Source organism: Vibrio nigripulchritudo ATCC 27043, from assembly GCF_000222685.1.
Lineage (GTDB): Bacteria > Pseudomonadota > Gammaproteobacteria > Enterobacterales > Vibrionaceae > Vibrio > Vibrio nigripulchritudo.
Map to the genome: position 1 here is coordinate 1 of NZ_AFWJ01000067.1, position 10,431 is coordinate 10,431.

Genomic DNA, 10,431 nt, shown 5'->3' on the forward strand with positions numbered 1-10,431 from the left:
TAAGCAATCATGATGTGGTGCGTAGTGCTACTCGTTGGAGCACTGACAGCAATGGCATTAAGTTAGAGCGAGAGTCGCTGGCGAAAGCCAGCATGGTGTTCCTGCTTACCCTAAAAGGCAGCGCATGTATCTACCAGGGAGAGGAGCTTGGGTTGCCGGAAGCGAATGTGCGATTTGAAGACTTGCAAGATCCATTTGGAATCGAGTTTTGGCCGGACTTCAAAGGTCGTGACGGATGTCGTACCCCAATGGTATGGGACCAAGAAGGCGGCTTTAGCACTGCCGAGTCGACATGGCTGCCAGTAGAAGAAGCGCATAAGCCACTCAACCCAGAAGATCAGCAGCAACAGGCAAGCTCGATGCTGAATTTTGTGCAGCAGTTTGTGGCGTGGCGTAAGACCAAACCACTGCTGAAAGGTGGAGACTTCAAATGGCACTCGCTGCATCCTGAATTGATCAGTTTTGAGCGTTACCTAGACGACCATAGAATGCTGATTGTCCTTAATCTGACTGGTGAAGAAATCGCTCTGCCAGATCTTAGTGAGAATGGTCTAGCCATCGATTCATTTGAAGAAATCGGTTTGCCTTACAGTCAGTCCGATGGCGTGTTTACGCTTCCATCAGCGGGTGGATTTATAGCAAACCTGAAAAGCAGTGAGGGGTAACAGATGGCATCAGTAACCTTTAAGAATGTCAAAAAGGACTACAGTGGAACCCAGGTAGTAAAAGGGTTTGATTTAGAGATTCAGGACGGCGAATTCGTCGTACTACTGGGCTCTTCGGGGTGCGGAAAATCGACGACTTTGCGCATGGTTGCAGGGTTGGAAGACATCAGCAGTGGAGAAATTTTTCTTGATGATGTGTGCATCAACGACGTCGACCCGAAAGATCGCGACCTCGCCATGGTATTCCAGAGCTATGCGTTGTATCCCCATATGTCGGTGTACGACAACATTGCGTTTTCCCTCAAGTTGAAAAAGATGCCGAAGGATAAGATCGACCAGCGAGTCGAGTGGGCGGCGGATTTACTTGAACTCACCCCACTGCTTGATCGAAAACCCAAAGCGCTATCGGGCGGCCAGCGCCAGCGTGTTGCGATGGGGCGGGCGATGGTTCGAACGCCTAAGCTGTTTTTGTTTGACGAGCCGTTGTCCAATCTTGATGCCAAGCTGCGTGCTCAGATGCGTGCAGAAATCAAAGGGCTTCATCGTGAGCTGGAAACCACCACCATCTACGTCACACACGATCAAGTCGAAGCCATGACGCTGGCCGATCGAATTGTGATAATGGAAAAGGGAGTGATTGCCCAAATCGGCTCACCAAAAGAAGTATTCAACCGACCAGTGAACAAGTTTGTTGCAGGGTTTATTGGCAACCCCAGCATGAACATGATCGATACATCGGTTTCCGAGTCGGAAGGAAAGGCGTCTCTTGCGCTGAATGGCGGCAGTATTCAGATACCAGAGCAGTTTGACCAGGTAACTGCTGGGAACCAGGTGACGTTAGGTATTCGACCAACCGATATTCATCTTAAACCTGAATTTGTTGGACACGACAATCACGTGTCTGTGAAATGCAAACTGGTGGATTACGAATTGCTGGGTGCCAGCATGTTGATCCGTGCGGAAATTGGCGAGCAACCTTTGTCACTGGAAGTGCCAGCTGACGATGATTTTTCGCCCGATGAAGATTTCTTCACTGGCTATCTGGATTTGAATTCAATTCACTTGTTTGACGCAGAAAAAGGACAAACATTACGCAGATAATTTGTTAGTCTATCCGACCCACTTTTGGGGCGTATATACCCAAGTGACCTCAAGGTGCAGGATTCAGAGCCTCATATTCTGGTTCAGTTCAAGGAAAAGGACGCAGTGGAATGACCCGTCCTTTCCAAGTTCTTTGACGATGAAATGAGACAGAATATGGGCTCCCAAGGGCGAGTTTAACTGGCTTTCATACTGCGTTACCGATTCTTGATTTAGAGCCACTAGATCTTTAAATCGGTGCCTTGTCTGAAAGCCAGTTAATTCTCGCTGAACCTAGCACCTTGAGGTTACTTGGGTATAAAAATAGTAAAAACAGGACGTTGAACGCATTATGACGGCTAAAAAACTGACACTAAAAGACGTTTCACTCGCTTTGGGCGTGTCCACGGCGACCATTTCTAATGCGTTCAACCGCCCCAATCAGTTGTCCGAAAAACTCCGTTTACACATTCTCGCTGAGTGCGAAAAAATGGGGTTTTACGGTCCCAATGCGGCAGCAAGAAGTCTGAAAATTGGTAAGTCAGGCATTATTGGTGTGTCTCTGGCTGAGCACCTGCAATACAACTTCAGTGACCCGATTGCCACACAGTTTCTGACGGGGGTATCGGAAGTGTTTGATGAAGAAAATATCAATATTCTTCTGCTTCCCAGCCGTGTCGGATTCGCTGAAAGTCGTTCTTTCGACGCGTATGCCGACGGCTTTATTGTGTACGGTCCCCCCAAAGATGACGAAATGCTGGCAAGGCTGATACGCCAGCATAAACCCATGGTTTCCGTCGACGTCGATATCGATGGCGTCTGCCACATTAATACCGACGACGAAGGGGCCGCTTCGCTTATTGCCACTCACACACTGAGTCAACCGTTCCAACAAGTCTGTATTCTTGGGCTGCGCCTGACCGCATCCCGTGAAGTCGAACAGATAAAAACGTCCGATCTGCTTGCCCCAAATCTGTCGGTTTCAAATCGCCGCTTGCTGGGTATGCAAAATGTGCTGAAAGCCAAAACAGGTCATTTTCTGTCGGACGAGTTCATCTGGAATGTGCCAGACAACAACTTTGAGCAAGGCTATGCCGCCGCACAAAGGGCAATAGAAACCACCAGACCAGACGTCATTCTCTGTATGAGTGATGTAATTGCATTAGGGGCGATGCAAGCTTGCCAAGATGCAGGATTGAACGTGCCTACCGATGTAAGAATTTCTGGTTTTGATGACATTCCCCAAGCCAAAACCGCAGGGTTAACCACCATTCATCAAGCCCAGAGAGAAAAAGGACGCTTGGCCGCTCATATGATTTTAGGGAAAGAACCTCTAAAGAGCTGTGTGATTGACAGTGAATTGTGCGTCCGAACCAGTGCGTAGATTCGAGTCGTATTCGCAGCCTAATCTTGGTTTAAAAAATCACGCCGCTTAATTTAAAGTGGCTGATTTTATATTCGCTTTTGCTAAAAATTTCCTTTTGTTTCTCTTCTTCAATCATATCTACTTGTGTGCTTTCACTGGCTAGTCGTTTTCAAATAATTATATAAAATTCAGTTTATTGCGTGCTAACCTAAAGACCTTGCAAGAATCTTATACGACAGGTTGTGGATAAACCATATGGGTAATTTGTCGTTTAACTACTGTTATCAACATTTAAAATTTTGAGGTCATTTATGAAAAAGTGCTATTTAGTATTTTTGTGCATGTTTTTATCCATGCCAACTTATGCGGGGAATAAAGATTGTGGAGTAGTTACGCTGAAAACTGTGTATGTACAGGCTGATAGAGTTGATGGAAGTACTCACGGAAACAAGATGCTTGTCGGTTTTAGTAGCTCCTCATGCCCGAACATAAAATTGGCTTATCTTGAAAATACTGATGATGCATATTCAGGGATGCTTTCAATTGCGCTAACTGCTTATACATCAGGAAAAAAAATAAGAGTGTTTGTAGATGACTCCAAAGATGCATCAGGAGCTAAAAGACTACAGTGGTTAAACTTCCAGTAAATATTAATAAAGTTTCAAACCAATAGCCAACGCGTGGCATTTTCACTACGCGTTGATTTAGGTGTTTAAAGTGGTATATGGGAGATACGGTATTACGTGGTTCTCCCCCTTTATTAGGGCGTTATATTTTGTAAGCAAAGGAGTGTTCAATGAGTTTAGATACTTGGATGATGTTTTTTCTAGCGTATTTAGTCGTTACATTATCGCCAGGTCCTAATGTATTGTTAGTGGTTAAAAATAGCGTTCAATATGGTATTTGGTCTGCATTCACTACAGTTTTAGGTAATTTGTTTTGCCAGCTTCTCATTGTTGGTTTGGTTGCTATCGGGGTAGGGGAATTCCTTGCTCGATTACCTGCATGGTTTTTTGTAATGAAATGTGTGGGTGGTTTGTACTTAATTTACCTTGGAATCAGAAGCTTCAAACAAGTGAAGAAAGATAGCCTTACACTAGCCAATCTAGATTTTGAACGACCGAAAAGTAACTCTAAATCCCTTTTCAGAGAGGCATTTTTTGTTTCAGTGAGCAATCCCAAAACAATGATTTTTCTATCAGCGTTCTTACCCCAGTTTTTAGATACAAGTCATTCTCATGCAACGCAATTTGTCATAATGTATCTGTCAATTTGCGTTATTGTGTCTGGCGTCCACTTGAGCTACGCACTGGCTATTTGTCGCATAGGAAAAAAGCTGAATGCCAAAAAGTTTGAGGGTAGGCTCGCAAAAGTCTCAGGTAGCTTGTTCATAGGAATGGGTGGTGGAGTTCTTTTGAGTTCAAAGCCCTAAATATAACAAGATGCACAGCTGATCATTGGTGTTGATTTGATCACTAAAGCTATCCAGATATGCGTTTGTTTAAGAACATAGGTGCTTTCTAATAGTGAACTGACACTTCAGCAAGTTAAGTCGGGTGATGAATTGTTGAAAATGACTTTACCGCTCAAGTCAAAGACAAGGACACTAAGGTGATCTTTCACTAAGTCGATACCGCCAAAATAAGAACAATTAGATATGGTGCCTCCAGTGTTAATCGATACCACTTCGGTGTGGCAGATTCTAGGAAGAGGGAATCCATGTCATTCGTTATATAGCAAAGGAGGTCAGTTTGCAGATTTCTAGTCTCGTAAGTTGCCCAATATGTTGTTGTCAAGTGAATAGGTCAAACCTTAAAAAACACATAAATAAAATTCATGGCTCACTGGAACGAAGTAAAGAGAGTTCTAGCGTTAAAAAGTTATCAAGGCGTTACTACAGGTGTAATCAATGCCATAAAAAGATAACATTTTCGGCAATGAAACAGCATCTAGCTAGGGCGCACGATTTTCATCCAAAAGTTGACGACAATCTTCATGAACTTTACTTTTCTCAAGTGGTATGTGAGTACTCTCAAACTATTAAGGGTAATGTAGAGAAAGGCTTTGCTTTAACATACAAAAAGCTACTTTCTATTCCTCATAAGCAAAAACACGCATGTGAAGTTTGCAATATGCCCATTAGTCTAAAAGGAGCTAAGCATCACTTCCTAGCTAAACATAGTTTTGACTGTTCCATCATAAAAGAGCAACTTGATCTCGTTAAACCCTCTTATCAACAATATTTCGAAGATAAACGGGGTGAGGACATTTTCGAACACCATAAAATATTAAATGGTGGGGCTTTTGAACTAGGAAAAAGTCGTTGAAATTGCTTTGCTATAACAAGATGCTTAAACGGACACTAAACTTTCCGCATGTTTGGTTTGGAGTTTAGTGTGTTTTGTTGGTTAGCCGAAAGCGTCGTTTAGCTTAGGGTTAGGCTTCTCTATCATTTTTAGCAGCATCAGGAGATTAGATGTCAGATTATCGACTAAATACAAGAGCACGAAGGTTGCAGGTTGTCCTTGGAGCAATGACACTTGTTACAGGCTTTGTACTTATGTTTGCAAAAGTCCCATTTTTTGGTGGTTCAGAGTTAGATTTTATATTCCCTTTGGTGTTTATGTTATCTGGTGTAATGATTTTTCTAATGAACTATCTGAGAACAGGTAGTTTATTCAATGAAAATGAGAAGCAAGAAATGATGTCAGAAGAAATCAGACATCTGAGAAATGAGTTGGCTCATGGAAGATCATCCTCCAATGAAATTGAGTTCTTACACCATCAAATTGAAAGGCTTAAGGAAATCGTTGGCGAAGTTGATCATAAAGAAGACATCTTAACGAGTAATCAGCGTGCTGAGATAGTTGACGATATAAAGTCATCGATTATAGGTGATGCTTCTAACAGTGTGCTTTTAGCAATTGAAAAAAAGTTTTCTAAAGATATAAAACGTGACCGTTTTGTAGACAGCATACGTGAGCAATGTGAGATGACTAGACGTCGCTTGATGCGTGAAATTGACTCACTGACACGCCGAGGAAACTTAAACTTAATCATCGGTGTATTAACTACAGTAGTTGCCGTCGTGATACTTGCGTCCACGGTTTTAAGTGGTGAAAAACAACTGACAAATGATGAGTTGATTTCATATTACCTCCCTCGTATTACTTTAAGCCTATTTGTTGAAATATTTTCTTTTTTCTTTCTTAAGTTATATAAGGCAGGGTTAAATGAAATTAAGTATTTCCAAAATGAATTAACTAATGCAGAAATGAAGTTTATTGCAGCGGAAAAAGCAATTATGCTTGAGTCAATCGAGTCTCAATCAAAAGTAATTGAGTCGCTTTCGGAAACCGAAAGAAATTTCAAATTAACTAAAGGTGAAAGCACCGTCGAGCTTGAAAAATATAGAGCTCATCAAGATAGCATGACAAAAGTTCTTGATTCGGTGAAAGGTATTGTTTCTGGTGCAAAGAAAACCTAATACATATGAGCCTTCCACCTGTCAATAGGCAATAACATTCTATTGGCTGCGATAGCAGCCAATTCACCTCGAACAACAACGTCATCTACTTCGTTTTGTTATTTCGGTGATTAAACATGGCTTACGACAAATACATATAGTGACTTTTTTGCTACAGCCTCCCCCTATACAATGTTTCTTTGGCGATATCGGTTAACCCTGTTGGTTCTGTTTAAACCGTATGTGTTACTTTCAATAATGCGCGCCACCACACGCTTCTAATTCTATACGCTTAGGTGGAATATTCGTTAATATAGTCAGTAAGTTATGGTTGTTTTGGGGTTTATGGAAAGCGACTTTTCCGTGGCATGGTGATGTGGATACTAGAGTGTTTTTTCACTAAGTCGATCCCGCAAAATAAGAATACTTAGATATGGTGCTTTCACTGTTAATCGAATCAACTCAAGTGTGATTGATTCTCAGGAGGGGAAAACCATGTCATTTGTTAATTGAAAGAGGGATACAAATTGAAGATCTTAAGATATATATTATTTTCCGCTGGCTTAACTTTTAGTTTTAATGTAAGTGCTTCACAAATAGTTACGCCAATTGGAGTCGGTTGTGACACTGAAGATGGAACATGCTTTGTTATTTTGAAGGAACATGTATCTAACTCAGAATGTACTCAAAAAAATCAATTAAGATTAAACCCTAATAAAAAAGGGAGTCAGGGGCAATATTCCGCAGCCTTGGCTGCTGTCATGGGAGGTAAAAAGCTAAGAGTTGCATTGAATGGCTGCCACCAAAATCACCCTGCACCTTCATGGTTTTATGTTACGGATTAATAAGGAAAATGCATAACACATATTGTGTCTCTCACAATACGGTACCAGTGCTGCCAACGTTTCTCCTCAGGGACGCTAGATTCCACGCATTTTCTAGAAACTAAATCAAAAATCATCGTGAAGCATTCTGCTCCACGGTGATTCTGTTGAGTGCTAATTTCTGCTACTTAGCCGAATAAAATATGAAATTCACGCACGGATTTTCTGTGCTATTCCAAGGGAAAGTACCTGCGATGCAGAAAGAGTATCGGTTTACGTCTTCCAGATTATCAAAGGTTTTAACCACGCCATTAAATCGATTGGTATTGTGAATGTCGCTCGAGTTTTGTATGTGGTGGAAACTTAAATATGGATCCTGCGTGCTGTACACGGACTGGCTGCCGTCAAACACTGCTCCCATAGATTTGTCTAGCCTAATTGAATGCGGTCTCGCTTGAGCTTCATAGCGTTTACCATTGAACAATACGATGGCTTTTGGTGGCTGAGGCTCATCTCCCCTTACGGTTAAGTCCAGTTCATATTTCTTAAGCTCGCCTTTTGCTCCAGGTGGGAAAGAAACGTGCTTGGTAAAATTCCTATTGTCTACATACAGTTCAACGCTAAGATTCTTACTGGTTAAGAACTTATCGAGATTGAGCTCAGGTGTTTTGGTTGAAACCGCCGTTGTCAGAGATTTTCCGAATGTCTCGTCATACACTCTCCAGTGGTATATCCACTCTGTAGCTTGAGCTGGTTCAGTTGCAGAAATGGTTGGAATTTGCTGGACTTGCGCGGATAGCTTGTTTTGCCAATTGTCGACACTTGGAGGTGCAACGTTGGCTGGCGTTACATTAACCTTCCAGCTCCTGTCTCCGTCGCTGTCGCCGCCATGAATCTCTTTGGAAAAAGAGATCTTCCCAGTCACAGTTGTTTGTAAATAAAGCACTTTCACGTTATCGGAGAAGTCTACACCCGCATAACGGAAGAGGTCAGTTAATTGTATGGTGGTAGAGTCCCTGCTGTATGCCTTCCAGCCAGAAGTCTCACTTAAGTTTTGGTCGCCAATAGCAATGCAATCTCCCACATTTATAGAAGTGTAGGTCTCGTCTGTAAGAGCCGTTGCTGGAATAGGAGTACTATTCGCCGCATGGCACGTGGGTTGAGTATCTGCACCATTAATAACAAGGTCGAATCTAACAAGCTTTGTTTCAGTATCACTGACGACTTTTGCATCGATTTTAACGTTCTCAGAAGAACCCGTAGCGAGATAATCGTATTCATCGAACATTTCATAAGTGAATTCGGTTCGGGGCGCGTTAACAGTGACCAAGCCTCGATTTGAATTCTGGCTGAGTCTGGAGCTGGATGTGCTGAAGTTTGCTTGTTCGAACCGCGCGTTTGATCCACTTACAAAATCTGAAGCGCTAAATGTCCTTGTTTGTGATTTGATGATAGGTGGTGGGGTTATCACCGTAGGTTCTACGCTTTCAATTTCAAGCTTCGCACAAAATGGATACGCCTTTGTAATGGTGTTGCTTCGCGACACACAAGATTCGACATGGTAGGTGCCAACTTCGCTTATGGGTAGGACAATAAAGTCTAATGTTGTATACGTATTTGTTGTGCCACTTGGGTTTTTCACCGTCCAAAGTGCAGATTTAAGTAATTGATGTTGAGCATTTCTGAGTGTTATTGAATTGACATCATTTGTTTCGGGCTTGAACACTGTAATCTTGTGCACTTTATTATCGGTTCTTGCTCTTACAGAGTCGCCATTTGAAATATCGATTTGGGCGCCATAGGTCCAGGCTAACGCGTTGCCAGGTTGAATTGGGTGAGTGGGTACTGGGTCGGTAGGCGAAGTGCCTCCAGAATCGGATCCTCCTCCGCAGGCACATAAGCCAAGTGCAGCGGAAGCTAACAACGCGTTTTTCATTATGGTTTCCTGACATTTTAATAGAAAGTTGAGCTGTCAGGTAAAGTAGGGAGCCGAGTATTAATTTTGTGTTAACTTAACTTTTTGTAATCCTTTGCAATTTTATTCATTTTATATTTTGTGACCAATTTAACTTTTTGGCTGTTCCCCCTTCCATCATCCTGCCTTCTACATCATTTCATAAGCCTAATCCTATCTTTCAAACCAGTTACTGCTTGTAGTCCTATTCTTTAAGAGAACGATCTTGTGATCAGCTTCACGCTAGTTGCTAAATTGACCAAATAATAGCCAAAATGAATTTACATATCGTATTTAAAATGTAATTTTATATTTAAAATGTCGTTCGCGATAAGGAGATCTGCGATGATCATTGACAGTCATCTGCACCTGTGGGATTTGGACGAGTTCAATCTTCCATGGGTGAATGATTTTGAACCATTGAATAAAACCTTCAGTATCGACGCCTATCTTTCTGATTTTAAGAAAGTTGATAAGTCGGTGTATTTAGAAGTGGATGTGGTTCCGGAGCAGAGGGATGCAGAAATCGAGTACGTAGGCAAGCTTTGTCAGAACTCTGAATTACCGCTTGCGGCAATGGTGGCATCCATTGAAGTGACCAGAGCAGATATTGATGAATACCTTTCTTCTGTTCGAACCAAAGCTCCTCATGTTGCCGGTTTCAGGCAAGTGCTCCATACCCCAGAAATGGAAGCAGGTCACTGCCTGTCGGAAGCGTTTGTCAAAGGCGTGCAGGCGATGGGAAAACAGGGGTTCTCTTTTGATATCTGCATTCGACCTCAAGAACTCGCCGATGCGGCTGCGTTAATAAAGCAGTGCCCCGGCACTCAGTTTGTACTGGATCACGGCGGTATACCTGCCATTGCCTCTTATGTGGAAGACGAATCTGCGTATAAAACATGGCAACAGAACATTGCCTCCATCGCGGCGCACTCCAACGTAGTATGCAAAGTGTCGGGGTTAGTTACGCAGGCTGGGGACTTGTTGAAAAATGAATCAACGCTAGTAGAAGTGATCGCTTGGCTGAAATCGTCCTTTGGTTCGGAACGTTTAATGTTTGGATCCGACTGGCCAGT

Annotated in this window: 10 protein-coding genes; 9 read left to right on the forward strand and 1 reads right to left on the reverse strand. The window is 42.5% G+C overall.

What is annotated here, in order from left to right; all coding sequences use genetic code 11:
- The 8 genes from RH89_RS07490 to RH89_RS29580 all read left to right on the forward strand — a co-directional run.
- Nucleotides 1-665: alpha-amylase family glycosyl hydrolase (locus RH89_RS07490; protein WP_004400733.1), on the forward strand; the 665-nt coding region annotated here is incomplete at its 5' end.
- Between the two features lie 3 nt (nt 666-668).
- Nucleotides 669-1,766, forward strand: a complete 1,098-nt coding sequence (locus RH89_RS07495) for an ABC transporter ATP-binding protein (protein ID WP_004400734.1) — start codon at nt 669-671, stop codon at nt 1,764-1,766.
- Between the two features lie 331 nt (nt 1,767-2,097).
- Nucleotides 2,098-3,129 (forward strand): LacI family DNA-binding transcriptional regulator, encoded by a 1,032-nt coding sequence (locus tag RH89_RS07500; RefSeq protein WP_004400735.1) that lies wholly within the window; start codon nt 2,098-2,100, stop codon nt 3,127-3,129.
- Between the two features lie 293 nt (nt 3,130-3,422).
- Nucleotides 3,423-3,758, forward strand: a complete 336-nt coding sequence (locus RH89_RS07505) for a hypothetical protein (RefSeq protein ID WP_004400736.1) — start codon at nt 3,423-3,425, stop codon at nt 3,756-3,758.
- A 149-nt stretch (nt 3,759-3,907) separates the two neighbouring features.
- Nucleotides 3,908-4,543, forward strand: coding sequence for a LysE family translocator (locus RH89_RS07510; protein ID WP_004400737.1), 636 nt, complete (start codon nt 3,908-3,910; stop codon nt 4,541-4,543).
- A gap of 505 nt (nt 4,544-5,048) precedes the next feature.
- Nucleotides 5,049-5,438 (forward strand): hypothetical protein, encoded by a 390-nt coding sequence (locus tag RH89_RS07515; protein ID WP_004400739.1) that lies wholly within the window; start codon nt 5,049-5,051, stop codon nt 5,436-5,438.
- Between the two features lie 149 nt (nt 5,439-5,587).
- Nucleotides 5,588-6,598 (forward strand): hypothetical protein, encoded by a 1,011-nt coding sequence (locus tag RH89_RS07520; protein ID WP_004400740.1) that lies wholly within the window; start codon nt 5,588-5,590, stop codon nt 6,596-6,598.
- 506 nt (nt 6,599-7,104) lie between these two features.
- Nucleotides 7,105-7,422: a hypothetical protein gene (locus tag RH89_RS29580; RefSeq protein WP_139063247.1), complete on the forward strand. Its 318-nt coding sequence runs from the start codon at nt 7,105-7,107 to the stop codon at nt 7,420-7,422.
- Nucleotides 7,423-7,585: 163 nt separating this feature from the next.
- On the opposite strand, the gene RH89_RS07525 is transcribed toward RH89_RS29580, so the two are convergent.
- Entirely contained in the window at nt 7,586-9,337 is a 1,752-nt protein-coding gene (locus RH89_RS07525; protein ID WP_038145260.1) for a hypothetical protein, read from the reverse strand.
- Between the two features lie 363 nt (nt 9,338-9,700).
- Between RH89_RS07525 and RH89_RS07530 the strand changes: the two genes are divergently transcribed.
- The coding region (locus tag RH89_RS07530; protein ID WP_004400743.1) for an amidohydrolase family protein at nt 9,701-10,431 on the forward strand (731 nt) is incomplete at its 3' end.